Below are 23,950 nucleotides of genomic sequence, written 5' to 3'. Positions count from 1 at the left end.
CGTCCCTGTCCCCACGGGCGGTCGTGGCCGTCCTCAAGAGAGAGTGTGAGAGTGCTCGTACTCGTCGCTCCCGGCCAGGGCGCCCAGACGCCCGGCTTCCTGACTGACTGGCTCGCCCTTCCCGGTGCCGCTGACCGCGTCGCCGCGTGGTCGGACGCCATTGGACTCGATCTCGCCCACTACGGCACCAAGGCCGACGCGGACGAGATCCGTGACACGTCCGTCGCCCAGCCGCTGCTGGTCGCCGCCGGAATCCTCTCGGCCGCGGCACTCGGTACGTATTCATTTGCCGCTGACGCGGCGGGCGCCGACATCGCGCCGGGCGCGGTCGCCGGTCACAGCGTCGGTGAGATCACCGCCGCCGCGTTCGCGGGAGTCCTCGACGACACCGCCGCGCTGACCCTCGTACGCCGTCGGGGCCTGGCGATGGCCGAGGCCGCCGCGGTCACCGAGACCGGCATGTCGGCGCTGCTCGGCGGCGACCCCGAGGTGAGCGTGGCCCACCTGGAGAAGCTCGGCCTGACCCCGGCCAACGTGAACGGCGCGGGACAGATCGTGGCGGCCGGCACCATGGAGCAGCTGGCGGCGCTGAACGAGGACAAGCCCGAGGGTGTGCGCAAGGTCGTCCCGCTGAAGGTGGCCGGCGCGTTCCACACGCACCACATGGCCCCCGCGGTGGACGAGCTCGCCGAGGCGGCGAAGGCGCTCACGCCGGCCGACCCGAAGGTGACGTACGTCTCCAACAAGGACGGGCGGGCCGTCGCCTCCGGCGCCGAGGTGCTGGAGCGGCTGGTCGGCCAGGTCGCCAACCCGGTCCGCTGGGACCGGTGCATGGAGACCTTCCAGGAGCTGGGCGTCACCGCGCTGATCGAGGTGTGCCCGGGCGGCACGCTGACCGGGCTGGCCAAGCGCGCGCTGCCGGGCGTCAAGACGCTCGCCCTGAAGTCCCCCGCCGACCTCGACGCGGCCCGCGAGCTCGTCGCCGAGCACGCCCAGCAGGCCTGACAAGGAGCGCGAGAGCATGTCGAAGATCAAGCCCAGCAAGGGCGCCCCGTACGCGCGCATCCTCGGCGTCGGCGGTTACCGCCCGACCCGGGTCGTGCCGAACGAGGTGATCCTCGAGACGATCGACTCGTCCGACGAGTGGATCCGCTCGCGCTCCGGCATCGAGACGCGGCACTGGGCGTCGCCCGAGGAGACCGTCGCGGCGATGTCCATCGAGGCCTCCGGCAAGGCCATCGCGGACGCCGGGATCGACGCCGAGCAGATCGGCGCGGTGGTCGTGTCGACCGTGTCGCACTTCAGCCAGACCCCGGCGGTCGCCACGGAGATCGCGGACAAGCTGGGCACGAACAAGGCCGCCGCCTTCGACATCTCGGCGGGCTGCGCGGGCTTCGGCTACGGCCTGACCCTGGCCAAGGGCATGGTCGTCGAGGGCTCGGCGGAGTACGTCCTCGTCATCGGCGTGGAGCGGCTGAGCGACCTGACCGACCTGGAGGACCGGGCCACGGCCTTCCTGTTCGGCGACGGTGCCGGCGCGGTCGTGGTCGGCCCGTCGCAGGAGCCGGCGATCGGCCCGACCGTGTGGGGTTCGGAGGGCGACAAGTCCGAGACGATCAAGCAGACGGTCCCCTGGGACCGTTTCCGGATCGGCGACGTCTCCGAGCTGCCCCTCGACCGCGAGGGCAACGTCAAGTTTCCTGCGATCACGCAGGAGGGCCAGGCGGTGTTCCGCTGGGCCGTGTTCGAGATGGCGAAGGTCGCCCAGCAGGCGCTGGACGCGGCCGGGATCAGCCCGGACGACCTGGACGTCTTCATCCCGCACCAGGCCAACGTGCGGATCATCGACTCGATGGTGAAGACCTTGAAGCTGCCGGAGCACGTCATGGTCGCCCGTGACATCCGCACCACCGGCAACACCTCGGCCGCCTCGATTCCGCTCGCGATGGAGCGGCTCCTGGCGACCGGCGAGGCGAAGAGCGGCGACACCGCGCTCGTCATCGGCTTCGGGGCGGGTCTCGTCTACGCCGCGACGGTCGTTACCCTCCCCTAGGCACTCCGTGCCGGATCATGCGGTCCGGAACGGAGAGCAGCACCGCCTGCCGCCGACGCGGCGGGCCGCCACACCCTCTGGATAACAACGAAGGAGCGCCACCATGGCCGCCACTCAGGAAGAGATCGTCGCCGGTCTCGCCGAGATCGTGAACGAGATCGCCGGCATCCCGGTTGAGGACGTCCAGCTGGACAAGTCCTTCACCGACGACCTGGACGTCGACTCGCTGTCCATGGTCGAGGTCGTCGTCGCCGCCGAAGAGCGTTTCGACGTCAAGATCCCGGACGAGGACGTCAAGAACCTCAAGACCGTCGGTGACGCCACCGACTACATCCTCAAGCACCAGGGCTGATCGACCGATCACTGCCTCTGGGCTGACTGCCCCGCCACCCGGCGGTGGCGCCGTACGAATCCGTATCCCGTTGGAGAAAGAATTCCCGTGAGCTCGACCAATCGCACCGTGGTCGTCACCGGTATCGGCGCAACCACACCGCTGGGTGGCGACGCAGCCTCTACCTGGGAGGGTCTGGTGGCCGGCCGGTCCGGCGTCCAGCCCCTGGAGCAGGAGTGGGCCGCCGACCAGGCGGTCCGCATCGCAGCGCCGGTCGCCGTGGACCCCTCCGAGGTCATCCCGCGGCCCCAGGCCCGCCGGCTGGACCGTTCGGCGCAGTTCGCGCTGATCGCGGCCCAGGAGGCGTGGAAGGACGCCGGTTTCACCGGCAAGGCCGGTGAGGACGGTTCCGTCGACCCCGACCGGCTCGGCGCGGTCATCGCCTCCGGCATCGGCGGCGTGACCACCCTGCTGGACCAGTACGACGTGCTCAAGGAGAAGGGCGTCCGCCGCGTCTCCCCGCACACCGTCCCCATGCTGATGCCGAACGGCCCCTCCGCGAACGTGGGTCTGGCCGTGGGCGCCCGGGCGGGCGTGCACACGCCGGTCTCCGCCTGCGCGTCGGGCGCCGAGGCCATCGGCTACGCCATCGAGATGATCCGCACCGGCCGCGCCGACGTCGTCGTCGCGGGTGGCACGGAGGCGGCGATCCACCCGCTGCCCATCGCCGCGTTCGGCAACATGATGGCGATGTCCAAGAACAACGACGACCCGCAGGGTGCCTCGCGCCCCTTCGACACGGGTCGCGACGGCTTCGTCCTCGGGGAGGGCGCCGGCGTCGTCGTCCTGGAGTCCGCCGAGCACGCCGCGGCACGCGGTGCCCGTGTCTACGTGGAGGCGGTCGGTCAGGGCATCTCCGCGGACAGCCACGACATCGTGCAGCCGGAGCCGGAGGGCCGTGGCATCTCGGCCGCGCTGCAGCACCTGCTGGAGCGCACCGACCTCGCCCCCGCCGAGATCGTGCACGTCAACGCGCACGCCACCTCGACGCCGGCCGGTGACATCGCCGAGCTGAAGGCGCTGCGCAAGGTCTTCGGCGACGACACCGACCACATGGCGGTCTCCGGCACGAAGTCGATGACCGGTCACCTCCTCGGTGGCGCGGGCGGCGTGGAGTCCGTCGCGACGGTGCTCGCCCTGTACCACCGGGTGGCGCCGCCGACCATCAACGTCGAGAACCTCGACCCCGAGGCCGAGGCCCACGCGGACATCGTCCGGGGCGAGGCCCGCAAGCTGCCGGCCGAGGGCCGTATCGCCGCGCTGAACGACTCGTTCGGCTTCGGCGGGCACAACGTGGTGCTGGCGTTCCGGACGGTCTGAGCGACGTCCGTACGTACGTGAAGGGCCCCCACCGGTCGGTGGGGGCCCTTCACGTGTGCCGGGCGGGTCTCACACCACCTGGTGCAGCCAGCGGACCGGGGCGCCCTCGCCCGCGTAGCGGAAGGGCTCCAGTTCGTCGTCCCAGGGCTTGCCGAGGAGCTTGGCGATGTCCGACTCCAGGTCGCTCTCGCCGCGCCGGGAGCGGACCAGGGCGGCGCGCAGCCGGTCCTCCGGGATGAGGATGTCGCCGTGGATGCCGGTGACGGCGTGGAAGATGCCGAGGTCGGGGGTGCAGCTGTAGCGTTCGCCCTCCGCGTTCGCCGACGGTTCGGCGGTGACCTCGAAACGCAGCAACTGCCAGCCGCGCAGGGCGGAGGCGAGCTTGGAGGCGGTGCCGGCCTGGCCCTGCCAGGAGAACTCCGAGCGCAGGGTGCCGGGCGCGGCGGGCTGCCGGATCCAGTCCAGGCTGACACGCGTGCCGAGCACCCCGGCGATGGCCCACTCGACGTGCGGGCACAGCGCGCGCGGCGCGGAGTGCACGTACAGGACTCCACGGGTCGTCACCGGAACCTCCGGGCTGAGCGGGACATCTCGGAACGGGGTGGCACGGGCGCGGCCCGGCGGGCCGCGTTGATGGCGAGGCTACCGTGCGACGGGGCAAGGAGTGTGACGTACCGTCGGTCCCGGCGTCGACAAACCTCCGGCATTCACCCGGCAGGACGCTTGTGCGGGTGTGAGCCGTTGCACCGCCGCGCGTGGGAACCTCCGCGCGGTGTCATGGGTTGAGGACGTTGGAGGCACGAGGCGAGGGGTGGCACCGGTATGGGTCGGCGGACGGACCAGGGGACGCGGGGCGGCCGTCGCCGTGCGCGTGTCGTACTCGCCGTCCTGACCGCCGCCGTTCTGGGTGCGGCCGGCTGTGACGCCGTGGGCGGCGACTCACCCGCCCCGTCCGCTGCGGCGTCGAAGCGGCCGAAGCCCGCCCCGGCCTGGGACACGAGCCCCGCGTCCGTCGCGGCCGTGGGCGACTCCATCACGCGCGGCTTCGACGCCTGCGCGGTCCTGTCGGACTGCCCGGAGGTGTCGTGGGCGACCGGTGACAGCGCCGAGGTCGACAGTCTCGCCGTACGGCTGCTGGGGAGGGCGGACGCGGCCGGGCGGAGCTGGAACTACGCGGTGACCGGGGCCCGGATGGCGGACCTGCCCGGGCAGATGACCCGGGCGGCGGCCCGGAAGCCGGAGCTGGTCGCGGTGATGATCGGGGCGAACGACGCCTGCCGGGCCACGACCTCGGCGATGACGTCGGTCGCCGACTTCCGGGACCGGTTCGAGGAGGCCATGGCCACGCTGCGCCGGGAACTGCCGAAGGCTCAGGTGTACGTGGCGAGCATCCCGGACCTGAAGCGGCTGTGGTCCCAGGGACGCACCGACCCGCTGGGCAAGCAGGTGTGGAAGCTGGGCATCTGCCCGTCGATGCTGGGCGACGCGGACGCCCTGGACGCGGCGGCGACCCTGCGGCGGAACACGGTGCGGGACCGGGTGGAGGACTACAACCGGGTCCTGCGGGAGGTCTGCGCGAAGGACCGCAAGTGCCGCACGGACGACGGGGCCGTGCACGAATTCCGGTTCGGTACCGGCGAGTTGAGCCGCTGGGACTGGTTCCATCCGAGTGTGAGCGGTCAGGCCCGGCTGGCGGAGATCGCCCATCGCGCCGTCACCGCCGGGCAGCCCTGACCTGGGCGTGTCCCGGTGACCGGTGATCTAGAGTTCCGCACATGAACGAACTCTTCGGCACACTTTCCGACGGCACGCCGGTCCACCGCTGGACCCTGGAGCGGTCCGGCGTGCGGGTACGGGTCCTGTCGTACGGCGGGATCGTGCAGTCGGCCGAGGTGCCGGACCGGGACGGGAACACCGCCGACGTGGTGCTGGGGTTCGCGGACCTGGACGGGTACACGGCCCATCCGGAGCCCTACTTCGGTGCGTTGGTCGGGCGGTACGCCAACCGGATCGCGGGCGGCCGTTTCCCGCTGGACGGGCGGACGTACGCACTGGCGCGCAACAGCGGGCCGAACGCGCTGCACGGCGGTGAGCGGGGCTTCGACAAGCACGTGTGGGACGCGGAGCCCGTCGGGGACGGTGCGCGGCACGGCGTCCGGCTCAGCCGGGTCAGCCCGCACGGCGAGGAGGGCTTCCCGGGCCGCGTGGAGATCACGGCGACGTACACGCTCGAGGAGTCGGGCGCGCTGCGGATCGTGTACGAGGCGGTCACCGACGCGCCGACGGTGCTGAACCCGACCAACCACAGCTACTTCAACCTGGGCGGGCGGGCGTCCGGTCACGCGGGCGGGCACGAGCTGCGGCTCGCCGCCTCCCGGATCACGCCGGTCGACGCGGACCTGATCCCGACGGGTGCTCTCGAGGACGTGGCGGGCTCCCGCTTCGACTTCCGGCAGGCCCGCAAGGTCGGTTCGGGCTACGACCACAACTTCGTCCTCGACAAGGGCGCGACGGACACCGCCGTGGAGGTCGCCGAGCTCTACGACCCGGCGTCGGGACGCGTGCTGACGGTGGCGACGACCGAGCCCGGCCTCCAGCTGTACACCGCCGACCACCTGGACGCGCCCTTCGCGCCCGGTGACGGCATCGCGTTGGAGACGCAGCACTTTCCCGACTCACCGAACCGGCCCGAGTTCCCGAGCACGGTGCTGCGGCCGGGCGAGGTGTTCCGCTCGGAGACGGTGTACGGCTTCTCGGTGCGGTAGCCGCCGCTGTGCCGATTCCCCGATGCGCCGAGCCCCGGCCCGGTTGTCAGGTCCCGGGCCGGGGCTGTTGGAGAGGGGCACGCCTGGACGGTCCCGGTCCCGACGGTAATCGTCGCGGTGAGCCGACGGCCCGCAACGGGGCGTCGGAGGGCCGGTTCGTACGAACCCTTCACAAATACCCATGAGCCGGTCCCCCCCGGGGCCGGTCCGGCGGCCGGAGCGGTCGGTCAGTGCCGCGGCGCCGGGCCGGAACCGACCGCCGGGTCGGCGGAGCCGCCGTCGGTCCCGCCGGAACCCTCGGCGGGGTCGTCGTCGCCGTCGCGGGTCTCCTCGCCCAGCAGCTCGCGGGCGAGGAGCGTGGCGCCCGCGACCGCGCCCGGCATCAGGAACACCGCGACGAAGGGCACCAGGAAGGCGACCCCCAGGGGCGTGCCGAAGCCCCAGACCAGCGTCTTGCGGGAGCGCAGCAGGGCGAGGCGGTCGCGCAGTTCGACCCCGCGGCGCTGGAGGGCGACGGAGGCCAGCTCCTCGGTGAGGAAGAAGCCGGTGACGAAGAACCCGATCACCGGGACGACCGTCTGGCCGACGACCGGGATGAAGCCGAGGGCGAAGAGCAGCACGCCCCAGACGGCGGCGCGGACGAGGATCCGGAGGCTGTCGCGACCGGAGATCCACAGCTCGCGCAGGAGCGGCAGGTTCGACTCGGGAGCGGTGCCGTCCGGGGAGACGTCGCGGTCGACGCGCTCGGAGAGGCTCTCGTAGAACGGCTGCCCGACCAGCAGGGTGACCGCGGTGAAGGTGAGGACGGCCAGGAGCAGGGCGAGGGCGAACAGGACGGCGGTGAGGAAGCCGCGGAAGAGTCCGAGCCAGGGGCTCGACCAGTCGTCGGCGAAGGGCGTCACCCAGGCGACGAAGTCCGTGCCCCACAGGGCCAGCGCGACCAGCGCGGCCGCGTACAGGACCAGGGTGATCAGGCCCGGGACGAGCCCGAAGCCGTAGCTCTTGCCGTGCCGGGCCACCCAGCGCTGGCCCTTCAGGAGATGACCGAATCCCGCCCCAAGATCGCGCATGGGCGGAACTCTACCGGCCCGGCGGAGCCCGGCGAGTCGCGCCGGAACGCACCGGGACGCACCGGAGGCCGCCCCCCGCTTCCCGGGGTGCGGCCTCCTGTGTGTGCTGCGCGACGGGCCCGGTCAGACGAGCGTCACGGTGATGTTGCCGCGGGTCGCCTTCGAGTACGGGCAGACCTGGTGAGCCTTCTCCACCAGCGACCGCGCGGTGGCGGCGTCCACCGCCGGGATCTCGGCGGAGATCTCGACGATGATGCCGAAACCGTCGTCGTTCTTGCCGATCCCGACCTTCGCGGTGACGGTCGAACCGGAGATGTCGGCGCCCTCCTGGCGGGCGACGACGCCGAGCGCGCCCTGGAAGCAGGCGCTGTACCCGGCGGCGAACAGCTGCTCCGGGTTGGTGCCGGCGCCGTTGCCGCCCATCTCCTTGGGCGGGTTCACGACCAGGTCGAGCTTGCCGTCATCGGTGGCCACCCGTCCGTCGCGACCGTTCTCGGCGGTGGCTACGGCGGTGTAGAGGACCTCGGACTGCTGAATCGGCATTGCGGTGTCTTCCTCCTCGGTGCGCCGTGACTCGCGCCCACGATCACGACGGATTTCGGAAAGACGCTACCGCATGCCGGAAAGTCCGGGAAGTCGCCGTCAGAGCTTGACGATCATCTTGCCGGTGTTGTCGCCGCGCAGGACACCGAGGAACGCCTCCAGGTTGTTCTCGATGCCCTCGACGACCGTCTCGCGGTACTTCAGTTCGCCGGAGCGGACCCAGGGGCCGACCTCCTGGACGAACTGCGGCTGGAGGTCGTAGTGGTCGCCGACGAGGAAGCCCTCGATGCGGCCGCGGGTCTGGATCAGGCGGGAGAGGTTCTTCGGGCCCGGGGCGGGCTCGGTGTTGTTGTAGACGGAGATCATGCCGCAGACGGCGATGCGGCCGTCCCGGTTGAGGGAGCCGATGGCGGCCTCCAGGTGGTCACCGCCGACGTTGTCGAAGTAGACGTCGATGCCGTCCGGGGCGGCGGCGCGCAGCTGCTCGGCGACCGGGCCGTCCTTGTAGTTGAAGGCGGCGTCGAAGCCGTACTCGTCGACGAGCAGCTTGACCTTCTCGTCCGAGCCGGCGGAGCCGATGACCCGGGAGGCGCCCTTGAGCTTCGCGAGCTGGCCGACCTGGCTGCCGACGGCACCGGCCGCGCCGGAGACGAAGACGGAGTCGCCCTCCTTGAAGGACGCGGTGCGCAGCAGCCCGGCGTAGGCGGTCAGGCCCGTCATGCCGAGGACACCGAGGTACGTCGACAGCGGCGCCGCGTCCGGGTCCACCTTGACGGCGTTCTTCGCGTCCACGACGGCGTACTCGCGCCAGCCGAAGAAGTGCAGGACGTGGTCCCCGACGGCGATGCCCTCGGCGTTGGAGACGACGACCTCGCCGACCGCGCCGCCCTGCATGGGCTCGCCCAGCTCGTAGGGGGCGACGTAGGACTTGGCGGCGCTCATGCGGCCGCGCATGTACGGGTCGACGGACACGTACTCGTTGCGCACCAGCACCTGACCCTCGCCCGGGGTGGGGAGCTCGGCCTCGACGAGGGCGAAGTCCTCGGGCTTGGGCCAGCCGACCGGGCGGCTGACCAGGTGCCATTCGCGGTTGACGGCGGGGAGGGCGGGGGAGTCGGTCATGGTGGCGCCTTTCCGGGGGGGCTTGCCTGGGGCTTTGCGTGGGGTCTTGCGCGGGCCTCAGGGGATGTTTCAGGTACTGAAACAACCATGCGACTGAACATTTCAGGTTGTCAAACAAATGGGTACCCTTGTTTCCATGGCCACACCACACGACACTCCCCGCCGACCCGACGCACTCACCCTCGAGGTCGTCGAGCTGATCGGCGAGGTGGTGGCCCGCTTCCACGCCGACTACGAGGAGGCGGCCGCGGAGCGCGCCCTGACCGGGGCGCAGGCCAAGCTGCTCAGCCTGCTGTCACTGGAGCCGCTGCCGATGCGGAAGCTGGCGCAGAAGCTGAGGTGCGAGCCGTCGAACGTGACCGGGATCGTGGACCGGCTGGAGGCGCGGGGGCTGGTCGAGCGGCGTCCGGATCCCGCCGACCGGCGGGTGAAGGTGGCGGCGGCGACGGAGGAGGGGCGGCGGGTGGCGCGGGGGTTGCGGGAGTCACTGCGGTTCGCGCGGGCGCCGCTGGCCGGGTTGTCGGAGGGGGAGCGGGTCGCTCTGCGGGATGCGTTGCGGAGGATGTTGGGGGACTGAACCGGCGTTTGCCGGTGAACCGGCGCTGACGTCAGGGGGTGGGTCGCGCGGCCCGGCGCTTACGGGGTGCCGCCTGCGCCCACCCGTGCCGCCCTAGGCGGCACGAATGCCCGCAGGCTGGGGGGTTAGGTGCACCACCACAGGAAGCGGTCGCAGGTTTCTGTGGGGGTGGGGGTCGGGGACGTGGTCGGGGGCGTGGGGGTTGTCGTCGGGGATGGGTTGTCCGACTGAGGTGGGGGATTCTGGGGCTGGGTTGTCGCGGACGCCGACGGTGGGGGTTTCGACGGGTTTTCGGGATCGTTCGGTGTTCCCGACTCCGAGGCGTCCGGGGACTTCGAGGGTGAGGCCGACGCCGAGGTCGAGGCGGAGGTGTCGGGGGACGGGCTGCCCGACGTCGTGGTCGTGGTCGTGCCGGCCGTGTCGTCGACCGGGATCGCCGAGGCCTCCCCCACCTCGCGGGTCGCCTCGCCGTCCGTCGTCTCGCCGCCCGCCGCGGCCGGCGCCTGCGAGGAGTCCGGGGCGTCGATGCCGAGTTCGGCGAGGCTCAGCCCGCCCGCCGCGAGGACGAAGCCCGCGGTGACGAGGAGCGCCCCTCGGCGCCGGCGACGGTGCGCGGCGGCCTTGCGGTCCCGGCGGCTCGCCCTGCCGCCTCCGGCCGGGCTCGCGGCGCCGGGGGCGCCGTCGGGCCTGTCGGCGGGCCCCGGCGAACGTCCCTCACCGGACGTCAAGTAAGCGTCGGGCGCCGGGGGTTGCGCGACGGGCGTGCCGCACCCCGGGCAGGCGAGGGCGCCGTTGAGGTGCCGTCGGCACGGGTGGCAGTAGTCCATGACGCGGGAAGGTTAAGTTCCGCAACGGCCGTGTTCCTAGAGGCGGCTGTGAAGGTTGTGTAGGAAAGCGCCCGGGAGCGTTCCCGCCGTACTTTCGAAACTGCCGAAACCGTTATGTGTCCGACCCATTGACACCCCCGCCGCCCCCTCCTTACTGTCACGCCAGCATTTCGAACGAGTGACGAAATATCGAACACAGCGAAGGGTAGCCGCCGTGCGCATCACCGGAATCAGCACACACGTGGTCGGGACGCCGTGGCGCAACCTGACCTACGTTCAGGTGCACACCGACGAGGGCATCACCGGAGTCGGCGAGACCCGGATGCTGGGCCACACCGACGCCCTCCTCGGTTACCTGAAGGAAGCCGAGGTCAACCACATTCTCGGCTCGGACCCGTTCGCTGTCGAGGACCTGACCCGCCGCATGAAGTACGGCGACTACGGCCGCGCCGGCGAGATCGTGATGTCCGGCATCGCCGTCGTCGAGATGGCCTGCTGGGACATCAAGGGCAAGGCGCTCGGCGTGCCCGTCTGGCAGCTGCTGGGCGGCAAGGTCACCGACAAGGTCAAGGCGTACGCCAACGGGTGGTACACGACGGAGCGGACTCCGGAGGCGTACCACAAGGCCGCGCAGGGGGTCATGGAGCGCGGGTACCGGGCGCTGAAGATCGACCCCTTCGGCACCGGGCACTTCGAGCTGGACCAGCAGCAGACGAACTACGCCGTCTCGCTGATCGAGGCCGTACGGGACGCCATCGGGCCCGACGCCGAGCTGATGCTGGAGATGCACGGCCGGTTCTCGCCCTCCACCGCCGTCCGGCTCGCGCGGGAACTCGCGCCCTTCAAGCCGGCCTGGCTGGAGGAGCCGGTCCCGCCGGAGAACCTCAAGGCGCTCAGGAAGGTCGCCGAGAAGGTGGACATGCCGATCGCCACCGGTGAGCGCATCCACGACCGGATCGAGTTCCGCGAGCTGTTCGAGGACCAGTCGGTGGACGTCATCCAGCCCGACGTCGGTCACATCGGCGGCATCTGGGAGACCCGTAAGCTCGCCGCGACCGCCGAGACCCACTACACGCTGGTGGCGCCGCACAACGTGGGCGGGCCGGTGCTGACCGCCGCCAGCCTCCAGGTCGGCTTCACCTCCCCGAACTTCAAGATCCTGGAGCACTTCAACGACTTCGCGGACGCGGAGATCAAGAAGGTGGTGAAGGGCGCGCCGCAGGTGAACCCGGAGGACGGCTGCTTCCACCTGTCCGACGCCCCCGGTCTCGGGGTCGAGCTGGACGTCGACGCGGCGGCCGAGTTCCCGCAGCAGCAGGCGCGGTTCGACCTGTGGGCCGAGGGCTGGGAGCAGCGCAAGCCCAAGGGGACGCAGGCATGAGCGACGCGGTCGTCATCGAGGCGCCGGGCGTCCACCGGCTCGTGACGCACGAGCCGCGCGAGCCCGGGCCCGGCGAGGCGCTGGTCCGGGTGCACGCCGCCGGGATCTGCGGCAGCGACCGCGAGGTCTACCAGGGCAACCGGCCCGAGGGGTACGTGCGTTACCCGCTCACCCCCGGCCACGAGTGGTCCGGGACCGTGGAGCGGGTCGGCGCCGGGGTGCCCGCGTCCCTCGTCGGGCGCGGGGTCGTCGGTGAGGGGTTCCGCAACTGCCAGGTCTGCGACCGCTGCCACGCGGGCGAGACGACGCTGTGCACGGCGGGGTACGAGGAGACGGGGTTCACCCAGCCGGGGGCCATGGCTCCCACGCTGACGCTGCCCGCCCGCCTCCTGCACGCCCTGCCGGACGACGCCGACCTCACCGCCGCCGCCCTGCTGGAGCCGGCCGCGTGCATCGCCGCCGCCGCGCTCAAGGCGAACGCCCGCCCCGGTGAGCGGGTCGCGGTGGTCGGCACCGGGACGCTCGGCATGTTCGCCGTGCAGTTCCTGCGCGCCGCGTCCCCGGCCGAGCTGCTGGTCGTCGGTACCCGCGGCGACCGGGAGGCGTTGTCGCGGCAGTTCGGTGCCACCGACTTCCGGACGAAGGACCAGCTGCTGCCCGACGACTTCGACGTCGTGATCGAGACCGCCGGGTCCGCGGACGCCGCCCGCACCGCCGCCGCGCTGCTGCGCAGGGGCGGCCGGCTGGTGCTGACCGGCATCCCGGCGCCGGGCGCCGCCGGGCTGGACCCGACCGACCTGGTCGTACGGCAGCTGGAGGTGCACACCGTCTTCGGGGCGCCGCCGGACGCGTGGGCGCACACGGTGCGGGTCTTCGCGGCCGGTCTGCTCGACCCGCGGCCCCTGGTGACGCACGAGCTGCCGCTCGCCGAGTTCGCCGGGGCCATCGAGCTGGTGGGGTCCGGCGACCCCAAGGTGGGCAAGGTGCTGCTGCATCCCTGACCGCCCCTGAGCCGTACGCCGGTACGGGGGCGACCTGACGGCCTCCGTACCGGCGTACATCCACTTCGAGCTTTTCGTACCTCACGCCGCGAACTCTGTCCGACATGTCGAACACGGCATGCCGGGTGCGGGCTCCGGCGTATCGAACCCTAAGGAACGCTTGTGACCGACGCTTCCGCCACGGCCGCCGCACGCAGGCCCGGTGAGCCGGCGCTCACCGCCCTCGGTCTGGCCGCGCCCGCCCCCGACGCCGCCGACGCCTCGCCGCACTCCTTCCCGGGCGGTGGCCGCTGGCGCACCGAGATCCCCTCCTGCGAGGGTCCGGAGGCGCTGGGGGTGGTGCTGAAGGAGTCCTCGCGGCTGGACGTGCCGATCCACCGGATCAGCCAGGGCAGCGGGGTGTGGATGCTGACCGACGCCGAGATCACCGAGATGGTCGAGGCCACCGCCGAACGCGACATCGAGCTCTGCCTGTTCACCGGTCCGCGCGGCACCTGGGACATCGGCGGCTCCACCCGGACCGACTCGGGCGGCGCGGGTCTGCGCGCCCGCGGCCACGACGCCGTCGCCGGGTGCGTCGAAGACGCCGTCCGGGCCACGGAGTTGGGCGTCAAGTGCCTGCTCGTCGCCGACGAGGGCGTGCTGTGGACGCTGCACCGGGCGCGGTCGGCCGGCGTCATCCCCGCCGACACCACGCTCAAGCTGTCGGCGCTCGTGGGACCGGTCAACCCCGCCTCGTACGCGGTGTACGAGCGGCTCGGCGCCGACTCCATCAACGTGCCCAGCGACCTGACGCCGGACCACCTGACCGAAATACGGCGGGTTTCGGCCGCGCCGATGGACATGTACATCGAGGCTCCCGACGACCTCGGCGGCTATGTGCGGATGTACGAGATCGCCGAGCTGATCCGGCGCGGCGCGCCGCTGTATCTGAAGTTCGGCCTCGCCAAGGCGCCCGGGATCTACCCGTACGGCCACCACCTGCGGGAACTGACCCTGGCCACCGCCAAGGAGCGGGTGCGGCGCGGCCGGCTCGCCCTCGACCTGCTGGCCCGGCACGGGGCGGACGGGGACATGGCGCCGCTCGGCACCCGGCTGCCGGGGTCGCTCAACCGGTTCGAGATCTCGTCATAACGTTCCGGAAACTCCCTTCACAAAAGAAGACACGACCGCGCACAATCCCACACACCTGCCTCTCGGTCGATCCACCCTCAGCGTTCCAGCGTCCTGGCACCACCAGACCGAGCCCTGCACCCACATCAAGGATGATGACCATGCGCAACCGCAGAGCCGCACTCGCCGCCATAGCCTCCGCCGCCTCCCTCGCCCTCACGCTGACCGCCTGCGGCCAGAGCAGCGAGGGCGGCAGCGAGGAGGACAAGGGGGGCTCCGACGGCGCCACCATCGGCATCGCGATGCCGACCAAGTCCTCCGAGCGCTGGATCGCCGACGGCGCCAACGTCGAGAAGGAACTGAAGGCCAAGGGGTACGAGACCAAGCTCGTCTACGGCGAGGACGACCCGGACCAGCAGGTCTCCCAGATCGAGAACATGATCACCCAGGGCGTGGACGCCCTGGTCGTCGCCGCGATCGACAACAAGTCCCTCAACAACGTGCTCCAGCAGGCCAAGGACTCCGACATCCCGGTCATCTCCTACGACCGGCTGATCCTCGGCACCGAGAACGTCGACTACTACGCCTCGTTCGACAACGAGAAGGTCGGCGAGCTGCAGGGCGGCTACATCGCCGAGAAGCTCGGTCTGACGAAGGGCGAGAAGGGCCCCTTCAACATCGAGCTGTTCGCCGGCTCCAACGACGACAACAACACCCGGTACTTCTTCCAGGGTGCGATGAACGTCCTCAAGCCCTACATGGACAAGGGCCAGCTGGTCGTCCGTTCCAAGCAGACCGCCCTGAACCAGGTCACCACCCTGCGCTGGGACGGCGGCACCGCGCAGAAGCGCATGGACGACCTGCTCACCTCCAGCTACCGCGGCGCCCGGGTCGACGCGGTGCTCTCGCCCTACGACGGCATCTCCATCGGCATCCTCTCCGCGCTGAAGTCGGACGGGTACGGCTCCGCCAACAAGCCCATGCCGGTCGTCACCGGCCAGGACGCCGAGGTCGCCTCGGTGAAGTCGATCATCGCGGGCGAGCAGACCCAGACCGTCTTCAAGGACCTCCGCGAGCTCGCCAAGGTCGCCTCGAACATGGTCGAAGCCTCCCTCAACGACAAGAAGCCCGAGGTCAACGACACCAAGTCGTACGACAACGGTTCCAAGGTCGTCCCCGCCTACCTGCTGCAGCCGGTCAGCGTGGACAAGACCAACTACGAGAAGGTCCTCGTCGACGGCGGCACCTACTCCGCGGACGACCTCAAGTAACCGGGCCCCCACAAGGATTGGAAGGCACGACCATGGCGGGACCCGTCCTGGAAATGCGCTCGATCGTCAAGACCTTTCCCGGTGTCAAAGCGCTGTCGGACGTCACGCTGACCGTCCGCCAGGGCGAGGTCCACGCCATCTGCGGGGAGAACGGCGCCGGCAAGTCGACCCTGATGAAGGTGCTCTCCGGCGTCCATCCGCACGGCAGCTACGAGGGGGACATCCTCTTCGAGGGCGAGACCTGCCGGTTCAAGGACATCCGGGCGAGCGAACAGCACGGCATCGTGATCATCCACCAGGAGCTGGCGCTGGTGCCGTATCTGTCCATCGCGGAGAACATCTTCCTCGGCAACGAGCACGCCAAGCGCGGACTGATCAACTGGAACGACACCCTTCGCCACGCCACCGAACTGCTGCGCCGGGTCGGGCTCGACGAGCACCCGGAGACCCGCGTCGCCGACATCGGCGTGGGCAAGCAGCAGCTGGTGGAGATCGCCAAGGCGCTCTCGAAGAAGGTGAAGCTGCTCATCCTGGACGAGCCGACGGCGGCGCTCAACGACGAGGACAGCGGCAAACTCCTCGATCTGATCCTTCAGTTGAAGGAACAGGGCATGACATCGATCATCATCTCGCACAAGCTGAACGAGATCCGCCGGGTCGCCGACTCGGTCACGATCATCCGCGACGGGCGCTCCATCGAGACGCTCGACGTGAAGGCGGAGGAGACGACCGAGGACCGGATCATCAGCGGGATGGTCGGCCGCGACCTGGAGAACCGCTTCCCGGAGCGGACCCCGCACCAGCCGGAGGAAGGGGCCTCGCCCGCCCTGGAGATCCGCAACTGGACCGTGCACCACCCCATCGACCAGCAGCGCAAGGTCGTCGACGACGTGTCGGTCCAGGTCCGGCGCGGCGAGATCGTCGGCATCGCGGGCCTCATGGGTGCCGGCCGCACCGAGCTGGCGATGAGCGTCTTCGGCCGCACCTACGGCCGGTACGCGGGCGGCACGGTCCTCAGGGACGGCACCGAGATCCGTACCAGGACCGTCCCGGAGGCGGTCGGCCACGGCATCGCGTACGTCACCGAGGACCGCAAGCACTACGGCCTCAACCTCATCGACACCATCAACCGGAACATCTCGCTGACCGCGCTGGGCAAGGTCGCCAAACGAGGTGTCGTCGACGAGCACGGGGAGCGCCAGGTCGCCGAGGACTTCCGCAAGTCCATGAACATCAAGGCGCCGACCGTCTTCGAGCCGGTGGGCAAGCTGTCCGGCGGCAACCAGCAGAAGGTCGTCCTCAGCAAGTGGATCTTCGCGGGTCCCGAGGTGCTGATCCTGGACGAGCCCACCCGCGGCATCGACGTGGGTGCCAAGTACGAGATCTACACGGTCATCGACCAGCTGGCCGCCCAGGGCAAGGCGGTCGTCTTCATCTCCTCCGAACTGCCGGAGCTGCTCGGCATGTGCGACCGCATCTACACCATGGCCGCGGGGCGGCTGACGGGTGAGTTCTCACGGGCCGAGGCGTCGCAGGAAGCGCTGATGCGTCAGATGACGAAGGACAAAGAGGTAACCCGATGAGCACGGACGTGACCGCCAAGACCCCGGCCCCCGCGCCTCCCGGCAGAGGCGGATCGGCCTCCGGCGACGGCCTGCTGCAGCTGATGCTCGACGGCATGCGCCGCAACATGCGCCAGTACGGCATGCTGATCGCCCTCGGCCTGATCGTGGCGCTGTTCGCGGTCTGGTCCGACGGCGACCTGCTGCTGCCGCGCAACGTCTCCAACCTGGTGCTGCAGAACAGCTACATCCTGATCCTCGCGATCGGCATGATGCTCGTCATCATCGCGGGCCACATCGACCTCTCGGTCGGCTCACTGACCGCGTTCATCGGCGCGATGGCCGCCGTACTGATGGTGGAACAGGATCTCGCCTGGCCGCTCGCGGTGGTGCTGTGCCTGGCCATCGGCGCGGTCGCGGGCGCGGTGCAAGGGTTCTTCATCGCCTATCTCGGCATACCCTCGTTCATCGTGACCCTCGCGGGCATGCTGCTCTTCCGCGGTCTCACCGAGATCTTCCTGGAGGGCCAGACCCTCGGCCCGTTCCCGAAGGACCTGCAGAAGATCGCCAACGGCTTCCTGCCCGAGGTCGGCCCGGAGACCAACTACCACAACCTCACCCTGCTGCTGGGCTTCGCGCTGATCGCCTTCGTGGTCTACCAGGAGGTCCGGGACCGCAAGCGGCAGCAGGAGTTCGCGCTCGAGGTGCTGCCGGCCAAGCTGTTCCTGCTCAAGCTGGTCGCCCTGGTCTCCGCGGTCCTCGTCGTCACGCTGCTGCTCGCCAGCTACAAGGGCGCCCCGATCGTGCTGCTCATCCTGGGCGTGCTGGTCGTCGGCTTCGGCTACCTGATGCGCAACGCGATCATCGGCCGCCACATCTACGCCATCGGCGGCAACCTGCCCGCGGCCAAGCTGTCGGGTGTGAAGGACAAGAAGGTCACCTTCCTGGTCTTCCTGAACATGGGCATGCTCGCGGCCCTGGCGGGTCTGGTCTTCGCCGCCCGCTTCAACGCGGCCTCGCCCAAGGCCGGCCTCAACTTCGAGCTGGAGGCCATCGCCGCCTCGTTCATCGGCGGCGCGTCGATGAGCGGCGGTGTCGGCACGGTCCTCGGCGCGATCATCGGCGGTCTCGTCCTGGGCGTGCTGAACAACGGCATGAACCTCGTCGGCATCGGCACCGACTGGCAGCAGGTCATCAAGGGCGCCGTGCTGCTGGCGGCGGTCGGGTTCGACGTGTGGAACAAGCGCAGGGTCGGTTCGTAGGTCACTTCGGGCCCCGTCTGCCGCGGCAGGCGGGGCCCGCTTCTTTCACGGAAGTAACAGGAGCCGCAATGGAACTGAGCAGACGCACGGTCATCGCATCCGCCACCGCCGCGGGCATCGCCGCGGCCACGGTCGGCGGCACGGCACACGCCACGGGAGGCAGGAAGCCGGTGAAGGAGCTCTTCGGCAAGCTCGCCGACGGCACGAAGGTGTACCGCTGGTCGCTGGAGAACGGCGGCACGCGGATGAAGGTCCTGTCCTACGGCGGAGTCGTCCAGTCCCTGGAGATCCCCGACCGCCGGGGCCGCTACGAGAACGTCTCGCTGGGCTTCGACAACCTCGACGACTACGTGGCCCGCAGCCCGCACTTCGGCGCCCTGATCGGGCGGTACGGCAACCGCATCGCCAAGGGCCGCTTCACCCTGGACGGAAAGCAGTACCAGCTCTCCGTCAACGACGGCGAGAACTCCCTGCACGGCGGCGCCCTGGGCTTCGACTACCGGGTGTGGGACGTCGAGCCGTTCACCGAGGGCTCCGACGTCGGCCTGGTCCTGCACTACACCAGCGTCGACGGCGAGATGGGCTACCCCGGCACCCTCAAGGCGAAGGTGACGTACACCCTCACCCGGAGCGGCGACTGGCGCATCGACTACGAGGCCACCACCGACAGGGCCACCGTCGTCAACCTCACCAGCCACGTCTACTGGAACCTGGCCGGCGAGGGCAGCGGCACCATCGAGGACCACGAGCTGTCGATCGCCGCGTCCCGCTTCACCCCCACCGACGCGGGCCTGATCCCGACCGGCGAGCTGGCGAAGGTGTCCGGCACGCCCTTCGACTTCCGCCGGGCCAAGCCCATCGGCCGGGACATCCGCGACGCCCACCCGCAGCTGGTGACCGCCAAGGGCTTCGACCACAACTGGGTCCTGGACAAGGGCATCACCGAACGCCCCGAGCACATCGCCACCCTGCGCGACCGCGCCTCCGGCCGCACCCTGCGCATCGCCACCGACCAGCCCGGCCTGCAGTTCTACTCGGGCAACTTCCTCGACGGCACCCTGACCGGCACCGGCGGCTCCCTCTACCGGCAGGGCGACGCCCTGTGCCTGGAGACGCAGCACTTCCCGGACTCGCCGAACCAGCCGTCGTTCCCCTCGACGGTACTGCGGCCCGGCGAGACGTACCGGACGTCGACGGTGCACTCCTTCGACGCCTGACGGCACGCGGGCACACTTTCTTCACACCTGTTGAACGGTGCCCCTCCCGCCTCCGTATGTAAGGGCGGCCCGCGCTCCCCCGCGCGGGCCCCCCACCGACGGAGGTTCACTTGTCCGGCAACGTCACCTCGCTGTTCCGCAGCACCGCGGCGCACAGCCCGTCGATGGCGGCGCTGACGCGGGAGAGCGGCGGCGAGGCGGGCGCCGGTCCGGTGGACTTCTGCATCCCCTGCAACCCGTACTTCCCCACCCCGGCGATGTTCGACGAGATGGCCGGGCGGCTGCGCGACATCATCACGTACTACCCGAGCGGCGCCGACACCATCACGGCCGAGCTGTGCAGCCTGCTCCAACTTCCCCCGCAGTGCGTGGCGATGGGCAACGGCTCCACGGAGCTGATCACCTGGATCGACCACCTGCTGGTCCGTGAGTCCCTCGCCGTCCCCGTCCCCACCTTCGGCCGCTGGACCGACCAGCCCATGGAGACCGGCAAGCGGGTCGACATGTTCCCGCTCCAGGAGGCCGGCGGCTTCGCCCTCGACCTCGCGCAGTACGCCGAGTTCGTCCGGGCCAGAGGAACGCGGGCGGTGGTGATCTGCAACCCCAACAACCCCGACGGCGGCTATCTGCACAAGCAGGCCCTCGTGCAGTTCATGGACGCGATGGCCGACCGGGACCTGGTCGTGATCGACGAGTCGTTCCTGGAGTTCGCCGACGCGGAGGTCGAACCGAGCGTGGTCCAGGAGGCGATGCTGCGCCCCAACGTCGTCGTCCTGCGCAGCCTCGGCAAGAACTTCGGCCTGCACGGCATCCGCTTCGGCTACCTGGTGGCCAACCCGGCGCTCGCGGGCCGGGTGCGCGCCATGCTGCCCAAGTGGAACCTCAACTCCTTCGCGGAGCACGTGGTGTTCATGCTGCGGGACCACGGCCCCGAGTACGCGCAGAGCCTGCACCAGGTCCGCCGCGACCGCCTGGAGATGGCCGGCCGGTTGTCCGCGCTGCCCGGTCTGACCGTGTACCCCTCCCAGGGCAACTTCCTCTTCGTACGCCTCCCCGTGGGCGCCGAGGGCACCGTCGTCCGGGACCGGATGCTCACCGAGCACCGGGTCCTGGTCCGTGAATGCGGCAACAAGATCGGTTCGTCCAGTCGCTTCCTGCGTCTCGTGGTGCGCCCCCAGGTGGACGTGCGTCGCCTGGTGTCCGGCCTGGAACAGGTGCTCTACGGGTCCAGGAGGGGAGCCGCCGTGCCCGGGCCCGCCACAGGGACCGGCTACAGCTCGGGCACGGCGGCCGTGGACCGCCTGGTGAGCGAGACCAACGGGGCCGGTCTGCGCGCGCTCGCCGATCGGCCCGCCGGTGCCGGGGCCCCGGGCCTCGGCACCGCTCCCGCCGCCGGCACCGGCATGCCGCTCCCCGCCGCGGTACCCGTCGCCCCGGCGGCGGCCACCGTCGGCCCGATGCCGGTGCCGGCTCCCCCGCCGGTGCCGTTTCCCCAGCCGGTGCCGGCCCCCCACCCGGCACCGGCTCCTCAGCAGCCGATGCCCGTCCCCGCCCCCGTCCCCGTCCCCGTTCCGGCACCCGCTCCCGCGGCGGCCCAGGTCCCGCTGCCCGCCGGGCCCACCCCGCCCGGTGTCCCGGCCCGTGGTGGTCTCACGGCCGCGCAGGTCAGGGGCACCAACGGCCTGGAGTCGGTCCCGGCGACGGGCTGGCCGGGGCCGCAGAACTGGCCGGACCCGGCGGGCATGGGCCGGACGGGCTGAGCCGACCGTCGGCCTCCCTCATTCGGACGAGGCGGTCGACGGAGTCGGGCAGGGTGAGGTGCCCGGGGAGGCCGTGGGGTCGGCGGTCGGGGTTCCCGGTGCCGAGGTGCAGTCGTCCGGGGTGGTCGGCGAAGGGCTCGGGTCGGTCGGGTCCGGCGACGGTGCCGGAGTCCCGGTGGGGGTCTCGCCGGGCGGCTGCGTCGGCTCCTGGCTCGTCGGAGGGGCCGTCGGGGAGGAGGGGTCCGGAGACGGCGAGGTCGGGTCCGGGGACCCTGACGGCACCGGCCGGGAAGGCGACGGCGCGGGACGGCCCGGCGTAGTGGTCGGGTCCGGGCCGATGACGATGCCGCCGCCCTCGTCCCCGCTCCCCTTGCCCCCGCCTCCCTTGTCACCGCGCTCGCCGTCGACGGGTTCGGTCGCCGGGGTGTCGCCGCCCGCGCCGGGGCTCTTGGGGACGACGCCCTCGCCGTCGGGGACGGTGTGGACCCCGCGGCGGTAGAACTCCAGCCAGTGCCTGACCAGTTCCAGGTAGGAGTGGGAGTGGTTGTAGCTGAGGATCGCCCGGTCCAGGTCCGCCGCCCGGCCCAGGTCCCGGTCGCCGGCGCACAGGTAGTGCCCGGCCGCCAGCGCCGCGTCGAAGATGTTGTTCGGGTCGGCGCGGCCGTCGCCGTTGCCGTCCGCGCCCCAGCGGGCCCAGGTGGACGGCAGGAACTGCATCGGGCCCACCGCCCGGTCGTAGACCCTGTCGCCGTCGTGGGCGCCGCCGTCCGTGTCCCGGATCAGGGCGAAGCCCCGGCCGTTGAGGGGCGGCCCGGTGATGCGGCTCAGCGTCGTGCCGTTGCGGTCGACCGCGCCGCCGCGCGCCTGGCCGGACTCGACCTTGCCGATCGCCGCGAGCAGTTCCCAGGGCAGTCGGCAGCCGGGGTCCGTCCTGCCGACGGAGGCCTCGGCGGCTCGGTAGGCGCGCAGCACGGTGGCCGGGATGCCCGACTGGGCGCGTACGTCCCGCCCGAGCGCCGGGGAGGCCGGTGCGACGTCCGGGGTCCTCAGGGGCGGGAGTTCGGTGTGGTAGGAGCCGTCACCCGGGGGAGCGAGCTCGGCGTACGGGCCCCCTGCGGTCGCCGGGCTCGCGTCGTCGGCGGCCGGTGCGGCGCGGTCGTCCTCGGCGTCCCGGGTGAGGCCGGGCGCCTGGGACGCGGTGAGGGCCGCCATGGCCGCCACGGCGAGGGCGGTCGTGCGCAGTCCCCTGCGGGTCCGGCCGGCGTACAGGCGTCGGGCACGGCGTACGAGCATGGTGTCACTCCTGTCGGAGTCGGAGGCGGACGGGCGGGAGTGTGCGGGGCGGGAGGCGGGGTCTCAGCGGCCGAAGGTGTCGATGCCGGAGACGAGCCAGCGTCCGTCGCGGTGCACGACGTCGACGGCGAGCATGGCGGCCGCGTACACGCCCTCGTCCGCCTCGTCTCCCTTGTTCGTCTGGTCCGTCGCGGTCTTGCTCCCGGTGGTGGCGACGCTGCTCTGGTCGGCGTAGACGAGGACCCGGGCCCGGTCGCCGTCGATTCGTTCGACCGCGCTCTCGGTGACCGTCGTGGTGATCACCGCCTTCTGTTCGTCGGCCCGCTCGCGAACGTCGGCGAGCAGGGCTCGGTGCTGGTCGACGGCCTTTCCCGTCAGGAGGTTCTTCGCGGCCTTCTCGGCGGCGCCGGGGTCGGCGTGGTCGTAGGAGAAGAGGCTGTCGACGGCCTTGGCCACCTGTCCCTTGATCTCGCTGGTGCGGGCGAGGTCGGTGAGTGCGGTGTTGCTCCGCGCGGGCTCGGTCCGGAGCGCGTCGGCCTTCGCGTGGGCCCAGCCCGCGAAACCGCCGAGGAGCAGCGTGAGCGCGCAGAGCACGACCAGGCCCACGGGGCGGCGCGGCCGGGCCGCCCGGGGGGTCTTCGCTTCCTCGGCCGGGGTCGGCTCGGCGGCCTCGGCGGCCTCCGCGGCCTCGGCGGGCGCCAGGACGGCCGTACCGGTGCGGCCCCCTGTGGTCTCCGGGCTCCCGGCGGAGGCAGCGGCGGCGGGCCGGGTCTCGCGGGCCTGCCGGCGCCGCTGGCGGTTGATGTGGTGACGGGTCGTCGACATGGTGCGGTGTCCTCCTCGCTGCGGTCGGCTTCTGCGGTGCGGGACCGGTCAGCCGTCCGATGTGCCGCCCACGGGTGCCTGGCCCAGGGCGCTCAGCTTCCACCGGCCCTCGGTGCGGGTGAGTTCGCCGAGCATGCGGCTGTCCTTGTCGCTCTTGGCTCCGTCGGCCGCCTCGACGGTGACGCGCAGGGCGACCATCACGCGGGCGCGGCCGGCGCGGTCGTCGAGTTCGGTGACGGCGCCCGACAGCACCCGGGCCGTGCTGACCGTCTTCGCCTCCTTCACCTGTTCGGTGAACTCGGCGCGTCCGGCGGTCAGTTGCTCGTGCAGTTCGCCGGTCGTCGACGACTCCCAGAGGTCGAGGCCCTGCTTCAGGTCGCGGTGGTCGAGGGTGTTCAGGTTCTGCACGGCCTGCTCCCCGGCGGCGAGTGCGGCGTCCCGCTGTGCGGCGTACGCGGCCTGCTCGTCGTGGGCCGCGCGGTACCAGTCCTGACCGGCCCAGGCCGCGAAGCCGCCCGCGACGAGGGTGAGGGCGAGGGCCAGGGCCGGCAGCGGCCGGGTGCGGCCTGCGGTGAGGAGGCGGACCGGGCGTTTCAT

23 protein-coding genes are annotated in these 23,950 nt (G+C 71.3%); 15 read left to right on the top strand and 8 right to left on the bottom strand.

From position 1 onward, the window contains the following. The first annotated feature begins 51 nt into the window (after nt 1-51). The 4 genes from ACIGO6_RS03150 to ACIGO6_RS03135 all read left to right on the top strand — a co-directional run bounded on the left by ACIGO6_RS03150 (nt 52) and on the right by ACIGO6_RS03135 (nt 3,764). Nucleotides 52-1,005 carry an ACP S-malonyltransferase gene (locus ACIGO6_RS03150; protein ID WP_399870504.1) on the top strand — a complete coding sequence of 318 codons (954 nt, stop codon included), beginning with the start codon at nt 52-54 and terminating at the stop codon, nt 1,003-1,005. A 16-nt stretch (nt 1,006-1,021) separates the two neighbouring features. Then, nucleotides 1,022-2,053 carry a ketoacyl-ACP synthase III gene (locus ACIGO6_RS03145; protein WP_399870500.1) on the top strand — a complete coding sequence of 344 codons (1,032 nt, stop codon included), beginning with the start codon at nt 1,022-1,024 and terminating at the stop codon, nt 2,051-2,053. A gap of 103 nt (nt 2,054-2,156) precedes the next feature. Further along, a complete protein-coding gene (locus ACIGO6_RS03140; RefSeq protein WP_003989952.1) occupies nt 2,157-2,405 on the top strand; it encodes an acyl carrier protein in 249 nt (82 codons plus the stop codon). An 87-nt stretch (nt 2,406-2,492) separates the two neighbouring features. Further along, nucleotides 2,493-3,764 carry a beta-ketoacyl-[acyl-carrier-protein] synthase family protein gene (locus tag ACIGO6_RS03135; protein WP_399870496.1) on the top strand — a complete coding sequence of 424 codons (1,272 nt, stop codon included), beginning with the start codon at nt 2,493-2,495 and terminating at the stop codon, nt 3,762-3,764. 69 nt (nt 3,765-3,833) lie between these two features. On the opposite strand, the gene ACIGO6_RS03130 is transcribed toward ACIGO6_RS03135, so the two are convergent. Next, complete coding sequence (locus ACIGO6_RS03130) at nt 3,834-4,328, bottom strand: DUF3145 domain-containing protein (RefSeq protein ID WP_399870493.1); 495 nt, start codon at nt 4,326-4,328, stop codon at nt 3,834-3,836. 258 nt (nt 4,329-4,586) lie between these two features. Between ACIGO6_RS03130 and ACIGO6_RS03125 the strand changes: the two genes are divergently transcribed. After that, a complete protein-coding gene (locus ACIGO6_RS03125; protein WP_399870490.1) occupies nt 4,587-5,498 on the top strand; it encodes an SGNH/GDSL hydrolase family protein in 912 nt (303 codons plus the stop codon). A gap of 41 nt (nt 5,499-5,539) precedes the next feature. Continuing rightward, nucleotides 5,540-6,529, top strand: coding sequence for an aldose epimerase family protein (locus ACIGO6_RS03120; protein ID WP_399870487.1), 990 nt, complete (start codon nt 5,540-5,542; stop codon nt 6,527-6,529). A gap of 227 nt (nt 6,530-6,756) precedes the next feature. Here the strand turns inward: ACIGO6_RS03120 and ACIGO6_RS03115 are convergent, their stop codons facing one another. The 3 genes from ACIGO6_RS03115 to ACIGO6_RS03105 form a co-directional block, all read right to left on the bottom strand. Continuing rightward, nucleotides 6,757-7,599 carry an EI24 domain-containing protein gene (locus tag ACIGO6_RS03115; RefSeq protein WP_399870484.1) on the bottom strand — a complete coding sequence of 281 codons (843 nt, stop codon included), beginning with the start codon at nt 7,597-7,599 and terminating at the stop codon, nt 6,757-6,759. Between the two features lie 123 nt (nt 7,600-7,722). Further along, the gene (locus ACIGO6_RS03110) at nt 7,723-8,142 is read right to left on the bottom strand and encodes an organic hydroperoxide resistance protein (RefSeq protein ID WP_122620306.1); all 420 of its coding nucleotides are present in this window, start codon (nt 8,140-8,142) and stop codon (nt 7,723-7,725) included. Between the two features lie 99 nt (nt 8,143-8,241). Next, nucleotides 8,242-9,264, bottom strand: a complete 1,023-nt coding sequence (locus tag ACIGO6_RS03105) for an NADP-dependent oxidoreductase (RefSeq protein ID WP_399870479.1) — start codon at nt 9,262-9,264, stop codon at nt 8,242-8,244. Between the two features lie 136 nt (nt 9,265-9,400). On the opposite strand from ACIGO6_RS03105, the gene ACIGO6_RS03100 reads away from it, so the two are divergent. Beyond that, complete coding sequence (locus ACIGO6_RS03100) at nt 9,401-9,841, top strand: MarR family winged helix-turn-helix transcriptional regulator (RefSeq protein ID WP_399870476.1); 441 nt, start codon at nt 9,401-9,403, stop codon at nt 9,839-9,841. Between the two features lie 125 nt (nt 9,842-9,966). Here ACIGO6_RS03100 and ACIGO6_RS03095 read toward each other — a convergent pair whose 3' ends face one another. After that, a complete protein-coding gene (locus ACIGO6_RS03095; protein ID WP_399870474.1) occupies nt 9,967-10,569 on the bottom strand; it encodes a hypothetical protein in 603 nt (200 codons plus the stop codon). A 313-nt stretch (nt 10,570-10,882) separates the two neighbouring features. Here ACIGO6_RS03095 and ACIGO6_RS03090 point away from each other — a divergent pair, with 313 nt between their 5' ends. The 8 genes from ACIGO6_RS03090 (at nt 10,883) to ACIGO6_RS03055 (ending at nt 21,235) form a co-directional block, all read left to right on the top strand. Then, on the top strand, nt 10,883-12,049 hold the full coding sequence (locus ACIGO6_RS03090) for a mandelate racemase/muconate lactonizing enzyme family protein (RefSeq protein ID WP_399870471.1): 1,167 nt from the start codon (nt 10,883-10,885) through the stop codon (nt 12,047-12,049). After that, nucleotides 12,046-13,050: a zinc-binding dehydrogenase gene (locus ACIGO6_RS03085; RefSeq protein WP_399870468.1), complete on the top strand. Its 1,005-nt coding sequence runs from the start codon at nt 12,046-12,048 to the stop codon at nt 13,048-13,050. The genes ACIGO6_RS03090 and ACIGO6_RS03085 overlap by 4 nt, the downstream gene beginning before the upstream one ends. A 162-nt stretch (nt 13,051-13,212) precedes the next feature. Further along, the gene (locus ACIGO6_RS03080; RefSeq protein ID WP_399870465.1) at nt 13,213-14,184 is read left to right on the top strand and encodes a hypothetical protein; all 972 of its coding nucleotides are present in this window, start codon (nt 13,213-13,215) and stop codon (nt 14,182-14,184) included. Between the two features lie 140 nt (nt 14,185-14,324). After that, complete coding sequence (chvE, locus tag ACIGO6_RS03075) at nt 14,325-15,434, top strand: multiple monosaccharide ABC transporter substrate-binding protein (RefSeq protein WP_399870462.1); 1,110 nt, start codon at nt 14,325-14,327, stop codon at nt 15,432-15,434. Between the two features lie 32 nt (nt 15,435-15,466). Further along, nucleotides 15,467-17,017, top strand: a complete 1,551-nt coding sequence (gene mmsA, locus ACIGO6_RS03070; protein ID WP_399870459.1) for a multiple monosaccharide ABC transporter ATP-binding protein — start codon at nt 15,467-15,469, stop codon at nt 17,015-17,017. Continuing rightward, nucleotides 17,014-18,258 (top strand): multiple monosaccharide ABC transporter permease, encoded by a 1,245-nt coding sequence (gene mmsB / locus ACIGO6_RS03065; protein WP_399870456.1) that lies wholly within the window; start codon nt 17,014-17,016, stop codon nt 18,256-18,258. The genes mmsA and mmsB overlap by 4 nt, the downstream gene beginning before the upstream one ends. A 68-nt stretch (nt 18,259-18,326) precedes the next feature. Further along, nucleotides 18,327-19,475, top strand: coding sequence for an aldose epimerase family protein (locus ACIGO6_RS03060; protein WP_399870453.1), 1,149 nt, complete (start codon nt 18,327-18,329; stop codon nt 19,473-19,475). 110 nt (nt 19,476-19,585) lie between these two features. Then, nucleotides 19,586-21,235, top strand: a complete 1,650-nt coding sequence (locus ACIGO6_RS03055) for a pyridoxal phosphate-dependent aminotransferase (RefSeq protein WP_399870451.1) — start codon at nt 19,586-19,588, stop codon at nt 21,233-21,235. An 18-nt stretch (nt 21,236-21,253) separates the two neighbouring features. Here the strand turns inward: ACIGO6_RS03055 and ACIGO6_RS03050 are convergent, their stop codons facing one another. The 3 genes from ACIGO6_RS03050 to ACIGO6_RS03040 form a co-directional block, all read right to left on the bottom strand. Further along, the gene (locus ACIGO6_RS03050) at nt 21,254-22,528 is read right to left on the bottom strand and encodes a lytic transglycosylase domain-containing protein (protein ID WP_399870448.1); all 1,275 of its coding nucleotides are present in this window, start codon (nt 22,526-22,528) and stop codon (nt 21,254-21,256) included. A gap of 63 nt (nt 22,529-22,591) precedes the next feature. Beyond that, a complete protein-coding gene (locus ACIGO6_RS03045; RefSeq protein WP_399870445.1) occupies nt 22,592-23,353 on the bottom strand; it encodes a hypothetical protein in 762 nt (253 codons plus the stop codon). Between the two features lie 48 nt (nt 23,354-23,401). After that, nucleotides 23,402-23,950 (bottom strand): hypothetical protein, encoded by a 549-nt coding sequence (locus ACIGO6_RS03040; protein WP_399870442.1) that lies wholly within the window; start codon nt 23,948-23,950, stop codon nt 23,402-23,404.

The sequence above is a fragment of the Streptomyces sp. NPDC053750 genome (genome assembly GCF_044544295.1).
GTDB lineage: Bacteria > Actinomycetota > Actinomycetes > Streptomycetales > Streptomycetaceae > Streptomyces.
This window is presented reverse-complemented; position numbering and strand designations above follow the sequence as displayed.